General features: G+C 38.6%; 1 protein-coding gene. It reads left to right on the plus strand.

What is annotated here, in order from left to right; translation table 11 throughout:
• Positions 1 to 45: 45 nt before the first annotated feature.
• Positions 46 to 277, plus strand: a 232-nt coding sequence (locus AAEY68_RS20990) for a hypothetical protein (protein ID WP_350586820.1), incomplete at its 3' end; no start/stop codon positions are given.

Consider the following 277-nt stretch of genomic DNA (forward strand, 5'->3'; position numbering starts at 1 on the left):
CCAAAGCACATCATCAACACACAATTACCCAAACGGGAGAGATACATGAAGCTTAATCGAATTACTTCCTCACTAATCAATAAACAACATAAAAGTAATCCTGCACTTATTAGCGCGGCCGCACTTATTTTAATGACATCATCTACTTTAGCTGCACAAGAGTCTGAAAACACCTCAGCCACTGCAGATAAAAACATAGAGGTTATTGAAGTAAAAGGAATTCTTAACAGTATGAAAGCCGCTGCAATGCTTAAACGTACTGACGGTCGTATTGTTG

The organism is Pseudoalteromonas sp. RB2-MNA-CIBAN-0110, assembly GCF_040309305.1.
Classification (GTDB): Bacteria; Pseudomonadota; Gammaproteobacteria; order Enterobacterales; family Alteromonadaceae; genus Pseudoalteromonas; species Pseudoalteromonas arctica.